This window comes from Streptomyces hebeiensis (assembly GCF_052983195.1).
In genome coordinates, this window is the sequence record NZ_CM129812.1 from 4,902,709 (window position 1) to 4,919,958 (window position 17,250).

Consider the following 17,250-nt stretch of genomic DNA (forward strand, 5'->3'; position numbering starts at 1 on the left):
GTCAGGCGGCCGGAGCATCGAAGTCGGCCGACAGGGTCAGCGCCTCGTTCGCGCGGATCTCGGCGAGCATCGACTCCAGCTGCTCGATCGCCATGCTGTACGCCGGGGCACCCAGCAGCAGGCGCTGCGGGTGGGTGTCGTCGGCGAGGGCGGTGATGATCGCCCGGGCGGCGGCGTGGGGGTCGCCGGGCTCCTTGCCGGTGTCCGCGCGGAACGCGGCACGCTGCGCGCCGACCGTGTCGGCGTAGTCGGCGATCTCCCGCTCGGGCAGCGTCTCATTGGCGGACCGGCCGGCCCAGTCGGTGCGGAAGGGGCCGGGCTCGACGAGCAGCGTGGTGATGCCCAGCGGGGCGACCTCCTGGCGCAGGGCGTCGGTCAGGCCCTCGACGGCGAACTTGGTGGCGGCGTAGTAGCCGACGGCCGGGAAGGCGCGCAGCCCTCCGATGGAGGAGAAGTTCACGATCGTTCCCGAGCGGCGCGCGCGCATGCCCGGCAGGACGGCACGGATGACGTCGGACAGACCGAAGACGTTGATGTCGAAGATCCGGCGGATCTCCTCGTCGGTGCTCTCCTCCACGGCGGCGAAGTAGCCGATGCCGGCGTTGTTGACCAGTACATCGATGCCGCCGAAGTGCTTCTCGGCGGCCTCCGTGACCTGCGCGGCGTCGGTGACGTCGAGGGGCAGGGCGAGCGCCTGATCGGTGCCCTCGACAAGGTCCTTGACCTGAGCGACGTCGCGGGCGGTGACGACCGCCTGGTGGCCGGCGGCAAGCACCTCCTGGGCCAGGGCGCGGCCGAAGCCGGTCGAGCAGCCGGTGATGAACCAGACCTTCTGCGAAGCAGTCACGATGCGGATCTCCCTCGGAACGGGCGCACCCCTCCCACGACGGTCACAACGGGTGACGCGGACAGGGGGTGCTGTGTACGGGATGAAGCGGCGCCCGCCCCAGCCGGTGCGACACACACGGCAGGCGGGCCGCAGACCCTTTCCAGGTAGCTGCGATGGCCGCCCCACCATTCACGCACGCCGCAAAGCAGCAGGCCAAGCGGTGAACGGGGGGCATTGCTGCCGGGGAAAGACCTTCCCCCCCACGCCGGTGGATCCCCGCTGCGGGCCGGGCAACACTGGTCTCCATGGCGAACAATGCCGAGGAGATCAAGAAGTTCCTGCGCACCCGGCGTGACGCGGTCCGCCCCTCCCAGGTCGGCCTGGCGAACTACCCGGGCCGGCGGGTACCCGGCCTGCGCCGCGAAGAGGTCGCGCAGCTGGCAGGGGTCAGCGTGGACTACTACACCCGCCTGGAGCAGGGACGGCTCACCAGTGCCTCCGAGGGCGTCATCCTCTCCATCGCCGAGGCGCTGCGGCTCACCCAGGCCGAGACCCAGTACCTGCGCGACCTGCTGCGCCCCCAGCCCCGCCGCGGAAAGGAACAGGCGCCGCCCCAGCAGGTGCGGCCCGATCTGCTGCGCATGCTGAACGGGCTGCACGACCAGCCCGCCTTCGTCCTGGGCCGCCGCAACGAGATCCTGGCCTCCAACGACCTCCTCGACGCGCTGTTCACCCCGTTCAACCACCGCCCGGCCGACGAGCGCAACCTGCTGCGCTGGATGCTCCTCGACCCCGCCGCCCGCTCCCTGTACCTCGACTGGGCGCAGGTCACCTCCGAGGTCGTCGGCGTGCTGCGCGCCGAGGCCGGCCGCAACCCCGACGACCCGCAGATCGCCGAATTCGTGGCCGAGCTGCGCTCGATGTCGCCCGAGTTCCGCACCTGGTGGGCCGAGCGGACCGTCGTCGAACGCACCTGGGGCACCAAACGGTTCAACCACCCCGTCGTCGGCCGCCTCGACATCACCTACGAAGCCCTCTCCCTGCCGGGCGACCCCGACCAGATCCTCTTCGTCTACGCCGGCAAGACCGACGGCGACCTCGAAAAACTGCGCATCCTCGCCAGCTGGTACGCCCGGTCCGCCCCGCACCCCGCCGTCTCCGGCAAGGACACCGCGCAGCCGCGACGGCACGGGACGGGCGAACAGGACCCCCGCCACGCGCAGGCCCGCCGCGGCGTCCCGCCCCGCCCGGCGACGGACTGATGTGCGCGAGTGGGCGGGGAGGGCGACCGGGGCCGCCACCCCCCACAGGAGAGGCCCCGGTCGCCGTCCGCGGAGCCGCGTGACGGCTCCGTACTTCTCACAGCGTCGCGGCTGCGTTTTCTGTCACACCGCATATCGTCGGTAAGTCGTTGCATGTTGTACAAGTTGTGGACGAGGGGGCGCGAAGGCCGTAGCGTGCACATGCGTGTGGGGTGGCGTGGTGTGGACCGGCCGCGATGTCAGAACGGGTTGTGGGAGTGCTGGGGGACGACGCGGAGCTGACCGCCGCGGTGCTCGCGGCACAGGACGGGGACGAGGACGCCTTCCGTACTGTGTACCGCGCCGTGCACCCGCGGCTGCTCGGCTATCTACGGACGCTCGTCGGCGAGCCGGACGCCGAGGACGTGGCGTCCGAGACCTGGCTGCAGATCGCCCGGGACCTCGACCGGTTCAGCGGGGACGCGGACCGCTTCCGGGGCTGGGCCGCGCGGATAGCCCGTAACCGGGCGCTCGACCACATGAGGATGCGCGGCAGGCGCCCCGCCGTGGGCGCGGACGAGACGGAGCTGACCGGGAAGCCCGCGCCGTCCGACACCGCGGACGAGGCCATCGAAGCGCTCGCCACCGGCCGGACGATGCGGCTGATCGCCCGGCTGCCCCGGGACCAGGCCGAGGCGGTCGTACTGCGGGTGGTGGTCGGGCTGGACGCGAAGAGCGCGGCCAGGACGCTGGGCAAGCGGCCGGGCGCGGTACGGACGGCCGCGCACCGGGGGCTGAAGCGGCTGGCGGAGCTGCTCGACGCGGAGAACACGGAGAGCGCGGAGGAAACGGACGGCCCGGGCGGTCCTGGTGGCCTCGGCGGCGAGGACGGTACGAGCGAGGGGGACGGTACGGGCGACGGGGACGAGGGACGGCGGCCGGAAGGCCGCGGTCCGGCGGCCCCGGAGGGGCCGGAGGGCCCGGATGGCGTTCGTGAACGGGCCGGGGCCCGCCGGCGGTCCGTGCCCCGCGCCGCCGGGCGCGCGCCGGTCGATTACGCACCGGCCGGAGGCGCGGGTCTCGATGCCGTACCGGCACCGCGAGGCGCCCTGCCGAGTGCGACGGTGCCGGTGCCGGCGGGTGTGACGCATTCGCGCGCGCGGGCGCAGAAGGACATGTGATGGCCGAGGAGCATGACGCGTGGCTCGACAAGGACGCGGCGGATCGCCTCCTGCGCGGCGAGCCCGTGGCGCCGGCCGGGGACGACCGGACGCGTGGCCGTACGGTACGGCTCGACGCCGCCCTGCGGGAACTCGCCGCCGACGCGGACATCACATACGCGAACAACCGGGAACTACCGGGCGAGGCGGCGGCCGTCGCGGCGTTCCGGCGGGCACGGAGGACGGCCGGCCGAGCGTACGGCGATGGCACGTACGCGGCGGCGTCCGAGGCGCGGGTGCCCGGGGCGAGGGCGTACGAGGCGAGGGCGTACGACGAGACGACGGCGCGCGCGGACAGGAAGCACTGGGCGCGCACGACGCCGGGGCTGCCCGCGGGTGCGGCCGGTGCGATCGGCGCGGTCGGTGCCGTGGGCACGGTCGGGCAGGCCGCCGACACCGAGGGCGTCCGCGGTACGGAGGCCGCGGTGCACGAGGGGCACGCGGGCCACGCGGTTCGCGCGGGACGCGCCGAGGCCGGGGACGCGGACGGGTACGCGGACGGGTACGCGGACAGGGCGACGGCCGCCGGGAGCGGCGGGGGCGGCGGAAAGCCGCTCGGCACGCTCCGGCTCGTCCTCGCGCCCGGGACCGGACGGCGCGCACGGACCGGCCGGGACGCGTCCGTTCGGCCGGCGCCGTCCGACCGGCCGGTGCGCAGGGGGCTCGCGGCGGCGGTGGCCGGCTGCGCGCTGGGCGGTATGGCGGTGATGGCGGGCGCGGGTGCGCTGCCCTCCCTGGTCAGCGGCGAACAGTCGCCGCTGCCCGGGAACTCGGTGTCGACGAAGGCCTCCCCGAGACCGTACGTGTCCGAGTCCTCCGGGCTCGGGGCGGAATCGCCGGCACCGCCGGACGGCACCCCCGGCCGGTCCGCCGGCCCCTCGCCGGGCGCCTCGTCCGCTTCCCCCGCTTCCCCGGACGGGAACGGCGACGACGGGCGTGACGCCCGGGACGGTGCGCACGGGAACGAGGCGATAGGGCCGGCCGGAGCGCACAGCGACTGGAGCGGTTCGCCGTCCGACCCCACGAGCGGACAGTGGTACAGCGAGACGGTCCGGGCCTGCCGCGCCTACGTCAGCGGTGCCATCGACGCGGAGCGCGAGCGCGCACTGGAGTCGGCGGCCGACGGCCCGGCCGGTGCGGCGCGGTTCTGCGACAAGCTGCTGGACGGCGCCGACGGCCACACCTTGCGGGGCGAGGGCGGCCGGCTGAACGACCCGAGCGGCACGCCCGGCCCGGCCGCCCCCGGCACGCCGTCCCTGCCGTACGAACCGCGGCCGGACGAGTCCGGCGGGCCGGGGCCCACGACCTCCCCCACGTCGCCCGGTACCGACAACGGCCAGGGGGACGGGCCCGAGAACGACGGCACGGACAGCGGCAAGGACACAGGCAGCGGCAAGGACAAGGCCAAGAGTCACCCCGGCGGTGACGACGGCGCGAGCGACGACAGTGCGCGCGACGACGCCGACCGGCACGGCTCCCCGGCCCTGGCCCCGGTCCCGGCCCCGTCCGTGACGTCATCCTCGTAGCCGCACCTGAACGGCGCTGACCTGCTGTTTTCTCCTGCCGACCGGCGAGGTGTGACATTTTTTCCGGCCACGGCGCAGTACTGAGTGCCGACTGGTCATCGGCAGCGCACAGAGCCGGGGGTTCCCCCCGTACCTACGGCTCGGCGCATTGGCGCGGGCGGGACACGTTCCCCCGGTCCCGCCCGCGCCCTCTCTTCCTTCTTCCCCTCGTCCTTCTTCTCCTTCTGGCTGCCCCCTCTTTCGCCCGCTAGTGCCCCTCCCGGCAACGTTTGCCCCGTCGCGACGCCCGGCACGCGCGCTCGCCGCGTTGGCCAAAAGCCCAGGTAGCTCCGCTACATGGACTTCTGACCGCCTTGCGATCACACGCACCGGACGCCGCTCCTTGACGGGCAAACCTTGCCGGTCGCGGCACTAGTAGATGACGACCTTGTCGCCGTTGCTGACCTGCGAGAAGAGCGCGGCGATCTTCTGTTTGTCCCGGACGTTCACACAGCCGTGCGAGGCTCCCGTGTAGCCGCGGGCCGCGAAGTCCGCCGAGTAGTGCACGGCCTGGCCGCCGCTGAAGAACATCGCGTACGGCATGGCCGTGTCGTACAGCGTCGAGACGTGGTCCCGGGACTTCCAGTAGACCGAGAAGGTGCCTTCACGGGTCGGGGTGTACTGGGAGCCGAACCGGACGTCCATGGTGGACATCACCGAACCGTCCACCATCCACGACAGCGTGCCGCTGCTCTTGCTGATGCACATCACCCGGCCCGTCATGCACCGGGGATCGGACGAGGCCTTCGGCCCCGCGGCGGGCCGGACGGCCGGTTTCCTGGTCGGGGGCCGCAGTTCGGCACCGGTCGGTTCCTCGGTCATGGCGAGGAGCCTGGCCCAGGTGACGACATCCGTCCTGCCGGTCCGCGGCAGGCCCCGTTTGTTCTGGAAGGAGCTCACGGCGGCGGCGGTGACCGAGCCGTAGTAGCCGGTGGGGGCGCGGTGGAAGTGGCCGATCTGCCGCAGCCTGGCCTGGAGTTCCCGCACCTGCGCGCTGCTCGCCCCGCTCGCCATCAGCGTCCGGGGCAGTGGGGCACGCGGGGCCACGGGGACCGCCTTCGACGGTGGCACGGCCCGTTGTCGCTGCGAGGGGGTGGCCGCCCGGTACGTGGGCGCCGACCAGGCGGGGCGCTCACCGGGCTTCTGGTCGGTCGCCGGGCCCCCCGGGCCCGTCATGCCGGGCTGGACCGTACAGCCGGTGCTCAGGGCCACGACGAGGGCGGCCCATAAACCGGCGCGGCGCCCGCGGCCGAATGCCTTGGATGACGTACGCATCGTCGTCCTCCAGTCTCTCCGATCTCGACGTTCTCGAAGGTCTCGAAGGGTCTCGGAGGAGCTCGGTCCGTCCGTGCTCCATGGCGTGTTTTCCCTGTGGCCCCCCTCGGGCAATCCATCGCGGGGCCCGTCGTTCGAGCATGGTGGAAAATGTCCGAATGGGCTCGCACCTCTGACACGCACTCCGCGCACTCCGCGCACTCCGCATCTCCCGTCGACTGACGTCGTAACGTCGGGTAACCGTATGTGCCGATACGGTAATGGCGGGTGACGGTGGCGCGGTAGGAGGCGGACGAGACATGGTGCGGGGCCCCGGGCGTGTCCGGCTCACCGAGAGCGGGTTGCCCATCGAATCGGTGTACGAGCCGGACGTGCTGGCGGGCTGGGACCCCGTCGAACGGCTCGGCGAACCGGGCGCGTACCCCTTCACCCGCGGAATCCACCCCACGATGTACACCGGCCGGCCCTGGACGATGCGGCAGTACGCGGGCTTCGGCACCGCCGCCGAGTCCAACGCCCGCTACCGGCGGCTGATCGCGCACGGCACCACGGGCCTGTCCGTCGCCTTCGACCTGCCGACCCAGATGGGGTACGACAGCGACGCGCCGCTCGCGGGCGGCGAGGTCGGCAGGGTGGGGGTGGCGGTCGACTCGCTCGACGACATGCGGGAGCTGTTCGACGGGATTCCGCTCGACCGGGTCTCCACGTCGATGACGATCAACGCGCCGGCGGCCGTACTGCTCCTGCTGTACCAACTGGTGGCCGAGGAGCGGGGGATCCCGGCCGAACGGCTGTCCGGAACCGTCCAGAACGACGTCCTCAAGGAGTACATCGCGCGCGGCACGTACATCTACCCTCCGGAACCCTCGCTCCGGCTGACCGCGGACATCTTCCGCTACTGCCGTGCGGAGATCCCCCGGTGGAACACCATCTCGGTCTCCGGCTACCACATGGCGGAGGCCGGGGCCTCGCCCGTGCAGGAGATCGCGTTCACGCTCGCCGACGCCATCGCCTACGTACGGGCGGCGGTCGCCGCGGGAATGGACGTGGACGAGTTCGCGCCGCGCCTGTCCTTCTTCTTCGTGGCACGGACGACGCTGCTCGAAGAGGTGGCCAAGTTCCGTGCCGCGCGGCGGATCTGGGCCAGGGTGATGCGGGACGAGTTCGGCGCGCGCCGTCCCAGGTCGCTGATGCTGCGCTTCCACACGCAGACGGCCGGCGTGCAGCTGACCGCGCAGCAGCCGGAGGCCAATCTCGTACGGGTGGCGGTGCAGGCGCTGGCGGCCGTCCTGGGCGGCACCCAGTCGCTGCACACCAACTCCTTCGACGAGGCGATCGCCCTCCCGACCGACAGGGCGGCCCGCCTCGCCCTCCGTACGCAGCAGATCCTGGCGTACGAGACGGACGTCACCGCGACCGTCGACCCGTTCGCCGGCTCGTACGCGGTCGAGACGATGACGGACCAGGTGGAGGCGGCGGCGACCGTGCTGATGACGCGGGTCGAGGAGCTGGGCGGGGCGGTCGGTGCGATCGAACGGGGTTTCCAGAAGGCGGAGATCGAGCGCGCCGCGTACGCCGTGGCCCGGGAGACCGAGCGCGGGGACCGGGTGGTCGTCGGCGTCAACCGCTTCGTACTGGACGAGGAGGAACCGTACGAGCCGCTGCGCCTGGACCTCGCTATTGAGACCCGCCAGAAGGCCCGCCTGGCCCGGCTGCGCGCGGAGCGCGACGGCGGGGCGGTGGCGGACGCGCTGGCGGGGCTGAGGGAGGCGGCGCGCGGGACGGGCAATGTGCTGTACCCGATGAAGGCGGCGCTGGCGGTGCGGGCGACGGTGGGGGAGGTGTGTGACGCGCTGAGGGAGGTGTGGGGGACGTACGAGCCGAGAGAGCAGTTCTGAGGCGTCCCCGGGCCCGACCCCGGAGCCCCGGGCTTCGAGTCGGGTGCCCGAAGCTCCGAGTTCCCCGATCCCGTGATCGTCCGGCGATCGGACACCCGGAAGAGGATGTCAGTCGCATGTGCGACACTCCGCCATATGTTGGGTGTCACTGATCTTCCGACCTACCTGGTCGGTCTGGCGCTGATCGTTCTGCTGCCGGGGCCGAACTCGCTCTACGTGCTCTCGGTCGCCGCCCGCGGGGGAGTCAGGGCGGGGTACCAGGCCGCCGCCGGCGTCTGGTGCGGCGACACCGTCCTGATGGTCTGTTCGGCCGCGGGTGTCGCGTCCCTGCTCAAGGGCAACCCGCTGCTGTTCGGCATCGTGAAGTACGCGGGCGCCGGCTATCTGACCTGGCTGGCGATCGGGATGCTGCGCGCGGCGTGGTCGCTGTGGCGCGGGCGGCACGACCGCAAGGAGGCCGCGCCCCTTGCCGGGAGCACCGCCGCGATCACCGCCGGGACGGCCGCCGAAGCCGCCGGCACGGAGGCCCACCGGGCTCGCGAAGGTCAGCCGACCACGGAGCGCCCGTACCGCCGCGCCCTGGTGATAAGCCTGTTCAACCCGAAGGCGATCCTCTTTTTCATTTCCTTCTTCGTGCAGTTCGTCGATCCGGCCTACGCCCACCCGGCTCTCTCCTTCGTCCTGCTGGGCGTACTCGCCAACGCCGCCAGCGCGCTCTACCTCTCCGCCCTGATATTCGGCGGCACCCGCCTCGCCGCCGCGTTCCGCCGCCGCAAGCGCCTCTCGGCGGGTGCGACGACGGCGGCGGGCGCGCTGTTCCTGGGCTTCGCGGTGAAGCTGACACTCAGCAGCGCGTGACGCACGCTCAGGGGCGGGTTGCCTGACCGGACGCGGGGTGGTCCGGCGGATCGTGGTGGATGTCGCCGCAGATGAGGAAGTCCTGGAGTTCGCGGTGGCGGAACTGGTAGGCGATTCCGGCGGTGCGCATCAGACCCGCGTCGCAGCACCAGTCGAGAAAACGGCCGAGGCGCCAGGGCAGCGGTTGGCCGGACCACCAGCGGCGGGTGCAGAGCAGGAAAGCGATGTAGCGGACACCCGCGGCGCCGAGGCCCGGGCCGGCGCCGGTCCTGAGCAGGGGGCCGAAGGCACGCCAGGGCCTGAACAGCGCGTCGAACGCGCCCCGGTAACCACATCTGAACAGGCGGTTGTAGAGGAGAGCGAGCGCACGCCCGCCGCCGAGACCGAACAGAAGCATGTAGATCAGCACTGCCCCGAGCGAGAGCAGGGGGCTCAGGGCGAACCAGTAGTAGGGGACGTACCCGAGCCCGACCACGAGGCCGGTCGCCAACCCGGTCACGAGGTCGTCGCGCACCATGCGGCGCGGCGACGCGTTCCCGTGTGACCTGCGAACGTCCGGCGTGTCCGAGAGCACGCCCGCCAGCCCGACTCCGACCATCGCTCCACCGGCGAGGCCGAGCACCGACCCGTAGACGAGCCCGGTCACCGGCCCCACGACGTCCCCGATGTCGACCATGACGACGAGCCCTCCCCAGAAGAGCCCACCCACCAGCCCGTTCACGAGCTGGTGTCTCCCGGCACGGGTCGCGGCGGTTGCCCGTTCCAGCCGAGACGGCACGGGCCAGGGAGGGAGCGCCAGGAGAAGGGCGGCCGCCACCATGAGCGCCACGTTCATCGCGTACACGTCCCAGCCGTCGAGCAGGCCGGCGGACAGGTCGGCGGTGGCCCACAGCGCGACGGTCAGCAGGACGTGGACGGCGCGGGCGCGGCGGGGGCCGGTGAGCGGCCAGAGTTCATGGAGGACGAGGTCGGTGCCCGACAGACGCCGTCCGGCCACGTCGCGGGGGCCGGTGGTGTTGGCGTGCAGGTAGCGGGCGAGGACGGTCAGCCAGGTGCGTACCTGCCGCTGGGTGTAGGGCGCCGTCGTGCCACCTGCCGGGGCAGCGGCGAGGATGAACAGGTTCAGCAGGTGATCTCCGATCTGCTCGGGGGTCCGCAGGGTGGGCCCCAGGAGATCCGCGGGATCACGGACCCCGTCGGCGCCGGGGTCGCGTTCGTCGTAGACGACGAGGGCCATGGTCAGCCGCCATGGTGTGGACAGGCCCTGGGCCAGTGGACCGGCCGGGTCGTTGCGGAGTGTGTTCAGGACGGGTTGCCAGCGGGCCGGGTTGCGGGCGCGGGCGGTGACGAACGCCTCGATGGCGGCCGGGCCGATGGAGGCGATCTCGATACGGGCGGCGTCCTCTGCCCACACGTCCGCGCGTTCGAGAGCGGCGTAAAAATCGCTGCGGCAGGTGAGGACGAGTTGGCCCCTGTCGATGCCGTGGACGTAGCGGTTCATGGCCTCCAGAGCGGCCGCGGCGCGGGAGCCGTACCCGGGAGTCTCACTGGCGTCCATCTCGTCGAGCCCGTCGAGCACGGGGAGGATGCGCCGGGCGCCGACAAGGGCGGCTGCCACGGTGGGGCGTAACCGGTAGGTACGGGTGAGCTGGTCGGCGAGCCAGTCGTCGAGCTCGTTCCGGCTGGGGTCGAAGGTGGACAACGACAGGCGTACGGGAACGGGGCCGCCCGCCGCTCGCCGGTCGAGGAGAAGCAGCATGAGGTGGAGGGCGAGTACGGTTTTGCCGGCTCCGGGTGCGCCGGTGATGACGAGGCGGCCGGGCCGGAGAGCGTCGTAGTAGGTGGCGACTCCCTCCAGCGTGCCGTGGGGCGCCGCGCCTGCGGCGTGGTGGGCGGGGGAGGGCTGGAAGGTGAACTCGATGTCGATGGTGCGGACGTGCTCGCCGAGGAGTCTCCTGCGGGTTTCCCTCTCGAGTTTGCTGACGACGTCGGCGAGGTCGGCGGCGAGTGCGGCGGTGTCGATGACCTGCCCGGCCGGGTGCCTCGCCTGGTGGAGGCCCGCTGCCGCGAGCATCAGGCCGGCCAGCCCGACCACCAGCCCGCCCGGGTCCACGTCCCCGGTTCCCGCCCGAACGGCCAGGGTGACCGCCACCCCCACGGCCACCACCGTCAGCGGCCACCATCCCCACCGCGTGTGACGTGCGGTGGCAGGGTTCGCCCCGGTCACCTGCTGCGGCGTGAGCGGAAGCGGAAGGCGGCGGCCACGGCAATGGCGCCCAGGACAACAGATCCCGCAGCCGGCGGGATCAGACTCCTGGCGCCCTGGCTGCCGGTCGTGGCCATGCTGCCGGAGGGGGCCGCCGAGCCTTCCGTGGTCGCACCTGACCTCACACCTTCGCTCGGGTTCCGCGACCCGGTGGTGCCGGACGTGGCCGTAGCAGACGTCCCGGACGGAGCAGGGCCGGTCGTCGTTCCCGTCCCGGCGATGTCGAACGACGCCAAGACGTTGTTCTGCCCCGCCTCGAGCTTGCAGGGTACGTCGAGCTTGACCGTGAAGGCCCCGCTCGCGGTGACGCGCAGGACGAGGTCACCGACGGTGTCTTCCGCCCTTCCCGGCCGGCTGAAGGTGAGCCTCGGTGCGGTGCCGGTCGCCTTGACCGAGAACGGTCCGGACGCCGGGACGTTGGTGCTGACCACGTCGAACGGCACTGTACGGTCGGTGACGCTCTTCGGCGCCGTCACGCGGATCTTCGCTTGCACGGTGCCCTTGATGGACTTGATATGTGCCTTGCGCAGCTCTCCCGCGTCAGCCGCGTTCACCGGAACCACCGCACGGATGGCGAATTTCGGGGTGGGCTTGCCGACCGCGGCCGACTCCGGGACATTCGTGTCGATCCTTACCGTGCCCGACCGCTCGAAGACCCCCGGAACCGAGCACCTGTACCGCAGTGTGAGCGGTACCGGGTTCGCGGCCGCGGGGCCGGTTCCGAAGACTCCCACGCTCGCGCCCGCGACCCCTGCGGCCATCGTCAGTCCCCAGGCTCTACGGGCCACCGGACCGCTCGGGACGGCACAGGATGCCCCACGGGATGTCCTGCGCTTCTCACACTTCTCACGCTGCTCACGCTGCTCACGCTGCTCACGCGAATTCTGGATCAGCTTGTCGCTCGCCATCTCGATCCTCAGCCAAGTGCTCGGGTCTCTGGATGCGGCCCACGGCTTCCTCCCTCGGGTGGGATGGTCGCGGGGCCGTTTTTCCTCGGTCGGTGGGGACCCGCCTCGCCCTGGCGTACAGCGGATCCTGGGACCGACCGTAGGCCGGGACCGGGCGCCGGAATTGCGCTCGCGCGCAAGGAAGTTGTCGCAGTGCGCAACGACGAGGTCACCGCGCGCGGGTGCCTATTGCGTCACATATGGCGCAAGCTGCCCAGACCGTGCCGCCGGCCACTAAACTTCGCGGCACCGCCCGGAGGGCCTCACGCCATGAGCAGGGGAGCCGACTCCGGACAGGCACGCTGTGAGAAGGCCGCGGTGAAGGGGGGCGTCTTCGATGACCTTGGGAACCTACGTTGTGGATTCGGCGACAACCCAGGACGTGCCATCGCGTGAGCGTGCCGACTTCTGGAGCGAGCGCGTGACGTCGTATCAATGCCGGATGAACTACGGCTACCCGCACACCGAGGACTTTTCTGCGGGAACGGTCCGTCAGCGTACTGACACCTATCAGCTCGTCACGTGGTGGTCGGACACGATCACCTACACCAGGACCGCGTACCAGGTGCGGCACGACCCGAACGAGGACTACCGCTTACTGTTACCGGTCGCCGGAGAGCTGGTGCTGCGACAGGAATGCCAGGAGTTACGACTGGTGCCGGGTGCCGGGTGTCTGCTCACGTTCGCCACACCGTTCGAGGTCCTGCAAGACGCCTTCACACGGGCGTTCATCATGTCGATCCCCGCTCAGGAGGTGAACGGTCGATTGAACCGGGCGTCGCCGCTGGCCATGGGCCTCGACCTGACCTCCGGCCTGGGCCGGGTGGTGGGCGCCATACTGGCCGGCCTGCACGAGGAGCGCGACATCCTCACCCGCGTCCAGTTCGACGCGGTGTCGGACCGGCTGGCCGAGTTGCTGTGCATGCTCGCCGCGGGCGACGACCGCCCCACCGCACCGGGCCATCTGGCCGACGTGGAGACGGCGGTCCGCCGGTACGCCCGCGAGCACGCGGCCGACCCCGACCTGACCGGCGCCACCATGGCGCGGGCGCTGGGCTGGTCGCTGCGCCAGGTGCAACTGGCCCTGCGGCACGCCGGGACGACCCCCCGCGAGCTGATCCGCGAGGAGCGGCTGCGGCTGGTACGGGACCGGCTGCGGGCGCCCGCGTACCGGCATATGACGATCACGGAGCTGGCGTACACGTCGGGATTCGCCTCCTCGAGCGCGCTCAGCACGGCCTTCCGACAGCGCTTCGGGGTGTGTCCCCGCGAGATGCGGCATGCCGGCCCCGGTCTGTCGGCGATACGCGCCGGAGTCGATTGACGAGTCCGCACTGGCAGTCCCCGGCGGGGCGGGCCGTGCTCGTCGTGCCCATGTCTACAACCGCCACCGCCACTACAACCCGGAAACGGCCCGCTACCTCTCCCAGAGCCCCCTGGCTCAGCGTATGCCCGCCCGGAACTTCGCGTTCTCGTTCCCATCGTCAGCCATGGTGCCACGGCGGATCGACCCGGAGATGGCCGGGCCATCGACGCCGGTGCGGCACGTGCGGTCGGGGTGCGGGGATCCTGAACCAGTGTCCACGCGTGCCCCGGCTCCGTTGTTCAGTGCGACCCGGCGACGACCGAGGGCGCCGGGCGAGGGCGTCGAGCGTCTTTTGCGTCCACGGTTGCGGTAACAGCGCGGATCGACCCGGCTGACCGCGTCGCGACGAAAGGAATGGCCGTGGCACGCACACTGACCGGTCGGGGCAGGGTGACCGCCTTTCCCTTCCTGTACGGGTGGCCCGACCGTTACGCCCTGCTCGGGTACACCGCCACCGGGCGGTACGGCACCACCGCCGTCCTCGGTCGGATCCCCGCCCCCGGGGTGCCGGAGCTCTCGCTGATGGACGTGGCCGCGCGGCACGAGCCGGCTCAGCTGTACGGCGGGGACTACGGCGACGACAGCGGCGAAGAAGACGGCGACGGCGCCGAGAGCAACGCGTTCGCCGAGGCCTGCTGGCTCATCTGCGTGGGGTGGAGCGCCCGGAGCGTGCCCAAGCCCGGGACGCTCGAGCTTCCCGGCGTCTCCTGGACGCTGGAGATCGACCGCACCACCGAGCTGGGCAGGATCATGTACGGGCACGACCGCCTGCACGCCGGGAGGCTCACGTTCGACGATCCCCGGGTGACCGCCCGGGTGCTGGACCAGGCCGCCTCCGTCATTCCGGACGCCCACTCCGACGGGCCGCCCGCGTAGCCAATGCGTCGTTTCCTTTGCAGCCACGGGTCGTTGGTCGGGGCATGGGGGCGGGACACGGGGAGCCGGACACTTCCGGGCGGGGCGCGGGAGCGCGCCGATCCGCTGAACCCCGCACACTCATGCGCCCCGGGCCAGCGTCACGCGCCCCTCCGCCGCACGCCCCCAAACGTCACGCCCGTCACGCCGGTTACACCCGTCAAGCGAGAACACTCCATGAGCGACCTGCACACCGTCATCCCCGTCCCGGCCGTGGCGCCGGGCACCGCCGGGCCCCCGTGCGCCTATGCCCGGCTGCGGCGCGAACAGCCCGTTGCCAAGGCCCAGTTGCCCAACGGCGAGACCGGCTGGCTCCTCAGCCGCTACGAGGACGTACGCGCGGCCTTCGCCGACCCCCGGCTCATCCGGCCCCTGCTGTCGGCGTGGCCGCCCCGCGAGGGCGCCGACGCGCCGCCCCCGTGCCTGCCGACGTTCCTGGAGATGACGGGACGGCACCACGAGCGGGTGCGCCGCGCCGTGCTGCCGCTGTTCGGCCGCCGGCGGCTGGGGTTCATGGTGCCCCGTATCCGCGCCATGGCGGAGGAACTGATCGACTCGATGGTGGCGGGGGCCGAGGGGCGCTCGGCGGACCTGGTCGCCGCGTACGTGGAGCCCCTGCCGTTGCGCGTGTTGTGCGAGGTCGTCGGGCTGCCGTACGAGGACCGCGACGTGTACCTGCCCCACACGCTCACCCTGCTGAGCGCCGCCGCGCTGCCGATGGAGGAGGTACTGGCGGCCTTGTACGCGTTGCAGGAATACGCCGCGGCGCTCATCTCCCGCAAGGAGCGGGAGGACGGGCCTCACGAGGGACGCGAGGGGGAGGGGGACTACGTACGGCTGCTCCTGGAGGAGAGCGGACGGCCGGGGAGCGAGCTGACCCGGGACGACGTCATCAGTTTTGTCGTCACCATGCTCATGGCCGGCTACAAGACGAACATGCAGCACACGGGCAACGCCCTGCTCACCCTGCTCACCCACCCTGAAGAGACGCGCGGACTGCGCGACGCGCCGGGCCGCGTCGGCCCCGCGGTGGACGAGCTGCTGCGTCACGTCCCGCTCATGAACGCCATCAACGTCCTCGTCGCCCAAGAGGACCTCACCCTCCACGGACAGCGCATCCGGGCCGGGGACGCCGTCGTCCCCGTACCGGCGTCCGCCAACCGCGACTCCGAGGCGTTCACCGACCCCGACCGTCTCGACCTGACGCGCACCCCCAACCGGCACGTCGCGTTCGGCCACGGACCGCACGCCTGCACCGGCGGACACCTGACGCGCCTGCAACTGGCCACCGCGATCCAGGTCCTGCTGGAGCGGCTGCCCGCGCTGGAGCTGGCGGAACCGGCGGACTCCCTTCCCTGGGACGAGTCCACTCCGCTGCGCGCTCCCGCGCGGCTGCCGGTGCGCTGGTGACCCCTTCCGTACGGCCGGCTTCGTACCGCTGACCGTCGCCCCCGCCCCCGCCCCCGACCCATTCGTGCTGAACGCCGCACCTCAGCAGCCTCCGAAGCCGCCCTCCGAAGCCGCCCTCCGAAGCAGCCTCCGAGGCAGCCCTCCGAAAAAGAGATCCGCACGCCGTGACCGCACCGCACCCGCACCCGACCGACGACACCTCGCCCGGGGACGCGCCGCTTCCCCACTACCCCTTCAGCACCGACGGCGACCGCCTCGCCCCCGAGCTGACCGAGCTGCGGACCCGCTGTCCCGTGGCCCGGGTCAGCACCAACGCCGGCGGCGAGGCATGGCTGGTCACCGGCTACGAACTGGCGCGGGACGTCCTCCGGGACCGCTCCTTCGCGCGCTCCGTACTGGCCGGGACCGACAGCCCCCAGCAGGACGCGCCCGTCCTGGCCCCCGAACTGCTGGACGCCATGAACCACCTCCAGCGGGCCGGACTCCGCGACGAGGTGCTCCGGGCCCTCGGCCGCAACCAGCCCGAACTGCCCGCCGACTGGGTCGCCGAGGTCACTCGGGAGGGCCTGGACACGATGGTCCGGCAGGGGGCCCCGGGGGACCTGCAACACCATTTCGCGGAGTGGGTCGCCGCCCAGTGCCTCTGCCGGGCGCTCGGCCTGCCCTTCGAGGACCGCGAGTGGCTCGCCGCGCGTGCCGACGTGGACCTGACCATGGTGACGTACTCGGACGAGGAACTCGCCCACAACTGGGAAGAGCTCCGCGCCTACATGGCGGCCTACCTGGCCGCCCGCCGGCCCGGCCGGCCACGCGGTCTGGTGGACCGTCTCGCCGACCTCAACGCCGAACGGCAGGGACCGACGGAACAGGGTCTGACGGGGCGGGATCTGACGGGACGGGGACCGAAGCGGCAAAGGCTGACGGAACGGCAGCTGTCCAACATCGTCGCCGTTCTCTTCGTCAGCGGCTACGAGGACTTCGCGAGCTTCCTGGGAGTGGCGGCGCTGAACCTCCTGCGCCACCCGGAGGCCGTCGAGTCGCTGCGCGCCCGCCCGGAGACGATGCCGCAGTGCGTGGAAGAGCTGCTGCGGTGCGGGGTCGTCCTGGGCAACGCCATCCCGCGCTTCGTCACCCGGGACACCACGCTCGGTTCCGTCGCCGTCGAAGCCGGTGACCTGATCCTGCTCTCCCTGGACGCGGCCAACTTCGACCCCGCCGCGTTCGCCGACGCCGACACCTTCGACCCCGGCCGCGCTCCCAATTCCCACCTGCGCTTCGGCTACGGCCGCCACCACTGCCCCGGCGCCCACCTGGTCCGCCGGCAGTCCGACACCGCTTTCCGCGTGCTCCTCGACCGCCTGCCCGGCCTTCGCCTCGCCGTTCCGGTGGAGGAGGTGCCCTGGCAGCCCAACCGGATGGCGATCACGCCCGCGCGGCTCCCGGTCACCTGGTGATCCAAC

13 protein-coding genes are annotated in these 17,250 nt (G+C 72.0%); 9 read left to right on the plus strand and 4 right to left on the minus strand.

From position 1 onward, the window contains the following. Window position 1 precedes the first annotated feature (1 nt). Window positions 2–847 carry an oxidoreductase gene (locus ACU6P3_RS21115; RefSeq protein WP_447193640.1) on the minus strand — a complete coding sequence of 282 codons (846 nt, stop codon included), beginning with the start codon at window positions 845–847 and terminating at the stop codon, window positions 2–4. 287 nt (window positions 848–1,134) lie between these two features. Between ACU6P3_RS21115 and ACU6P3_RS21120 the strand changes: the two genes are divergently transcribed. The 3 genes from ACU6P3_RS21120 (at window position 1,135) to ACU6P3_RS21130 (ending at window position 4,816) form a co-directional block, all read left to right on the plus strand. Beyond that, entirely contained in the window at window positions 1,135–2,091 is a 957-nt protein-coding gene (locus tag ACU6P3_RS21120) for a helix-turn-helix transcriptional regulator (RefSeq protein ID WP_447193641.1), read from the plus strand. 257 nt (window positions 2,092–2,348) lie between these two features. Continuing rightward, a complete protein-coding gene (locus tag ACU6P3_RS21125) occupies window positions 2,349–3,251 on the plus strand; it encodes an RNA polymerase sigma factor (RefSeq protein WP_447197998.1) in 903 nt (300 codons plus the stop codon). Beyond that, a complete protein-coding gene (locus ACU6P3_RS21130; RefSeq protein ID WP_447193642.1) occupies window positions 3,251–4,816 on the plus strand; it encodes a hypothetical protein in 1,566 nt (521 codons plus the stop codon). Before ACU6P3_RS21125 ends, ACU6P3_RS21130 begins: the two co-directional genes overlap by 1 nt. Window positions 4,817–5,227: 411 nt before the next feature. On the opposite strand, the gene ACU6P3_RS21135 is transcribed toward ACU6P3_RS21130, so the two are convergent. Beyond that, entirely contained in the window at window positions 5,228–6,130 is a 903-nt protein-coding gene (locus ACU6P3_RS21135) for a L,D-transpeptidase family protein (RefSeq protein ID WP_447193643.1), read from the minus strand. Window positions 6,131–6,429: 299 nt separating this feature from the next. Between ACU6P3_RS21135 and ACU6P3_RS21140 the strand changes: the two genes are divergently transcribed. Next, window positions 6,430–8,028, plus strand: coding sequence for an acyl-CoA mutase large subunit family protein (locus tag ACU6P3_RS21140; RefSeq protein WP_447193644.1), 1,599 nt, complete (start codon window positions 6,430–6,432; stop codon window positions 8,026–8,028). 135 nt (window positions 8,029–8,163) lie between these two features. Next, window positions 8,164–8,886 (plus strand): leucine efflux protein LeuE, encoded by a 723-nt coding sequence (gene leuE / locus ACU6P3_RS21145; protein ID WP_447193645.1) that lies wholly within the window; start codon window positions 8,164–8,166, stop codon window positions 8,884–8,886. A gap of 7 nt (window positions 8,887–8,893) precedes the next feature. Here leuE and ACU6P3_RS21150 read toward each other — a convergent pair whose 3' ends face one another. Together ACU6P3_RS21150 and ACU6P3_RS21155 are read right to left on the minus strand one after the other, a co-directional pair. Next, window positions 8,894–11,044 carry an NACHT domain-containing protein gene (locus tag ACU6P3_RS21150; RefSeq protein ID WP_447193646.1) on the minus strand — a complete coding sequence of 717 codons (2,151 nt, stop codon included), beginning with the start codon at window positions 11,042–11,044 and terminating at the stop codon, window positions 8,894–8,896. A gap of 65 nt (window positions 11,045–11,109) precedes the next feature. Next, window positions 11,110–12,060, minus strand: a complete 951-nt coding sequence (locus tag ACU6P3_RS21155; RefSeq protein ID WP_447193647.1) for a DUF6801 domain-containing protein — start codon at window positions 12,058–12,060, stop codon at window positions 11,110–11,112. 460 nt (window positions 12,061–12,520) lie between these two features. Between ACU6P3_RS21155 and ACU6P3_RS21160 the strand changes: the two genes are divergently transcribed. The 4 genes from ACU6P3_RS21160 (at window position 12,521) to ACU6P3_RS21175 (ending at window position 17,244) form a co-directional block, all read left to right on the plus strand. Next, complete coding sequence (locus ACU6P3_RS21160; protein ID WP_447193648.1) at window positions 12,521–13,423, plus strand: helix-turn-helix domain-containing protein; 903 nt, start codon at window positions 12,521–12,523, stop codon at window positions 13,421–13,423. A 402-nt stretch (window positions 13,424–13,825) separates the two neighbouring features. Beyond that, window positions 13,826–14,341, plus strand: a complete 516-nt coding sequence (locus ACU6P3_RS21165) for a hypothetical protein (protein WP_447193649.1) — start codon at window positions 13,826–13,828, stop codon at window positions 14,339–14,341. Window positions 14,342–14,557: 216 nt separating this feature from the next. After that, window positions 14,558–15,790 carry a cytochrome P450 gene (locus ACU6P3_RS21170; protein WP_447193650.1) on the plus strand — a complete coding sequence of 411 codons (1,233 nt, stop codon included), beginning with the start codon at window positions 14,558–14,560 and terminating at the stop codon, window positions 15,788–15,790. 164 nt (window positions 15,791–15,954) lie between these two features. After that, a complete protein-coding gene (locus tag ACU6P3_RS21175) occupies window positions 15,955–17,244 on the plus strand; it encodes a cytochrome P450 (protein WP_447193651.1) in 1,290 nt (429 codons plus the stop codon). Window positions 17,245–17,250: the final 6 nt, after the last annotated feature.